The 403-nt window shown below is 77.2% G+C and carries 1 protein-coding gene; it reads right to left on the reverse strand.

What is annotated here, in order from left to right; genetic code table 11:
- Window positions 1-403, reverse strand: a 403-nt coding sequence (locus tag I6F37_RS42930) for a hypothetical protein (RefSeq protein ID WP_225154820.1), incomplete at both ends; no start/stop codon positions are given.

Here is a 403-nt window from a genome sequence, read left to right on the forward strand (position 1 = left end):
AAGCCACCCGAAAGCGATCCATGCACCAGCCCGATGGCGCCCTCCGGCGGCACCTCCCGCAGCTCCGCGACGGGGGTGGTCGGCCGGCCCGCCTCCTCCAGCAGCTCGCCGACGCGGCTGGCCTGGTCGGTGGTGACGAGGACGCGCCGGCCCTGCGTGGCGAGCTCGACGAGCCACGCGCCGGCGCGCTCGGCCCGACCGGGCAGGGTGGGCGCCGCGCCGTACGCCGGGTCGAGGTCGGCCTGCTCCTCCAGGCGTTCGGTCGCCCGGTCAGCCAGGCCTTGAAGGGTCTCGAGCGCCACGTACGGAAGCGGCCAGCCCGGCGGCAGCTCGCCGTCGGCCACGAGCCCGTCGCGGCGGTCCACGGCCTGCACGTCGAGGTCGGCGGCCAGGGCTCGGAGCT

The organism is Bradyrhizobium sp. NBAIM08, assembly GCF_020193935.1.
GTDB lineage: Bacteria > Pseudomonadota > Alphaproteobacteria > Rhizobiales > Xanthobacteraceae > Bradyrhizobium > Bradyrhizobium yuanmingense.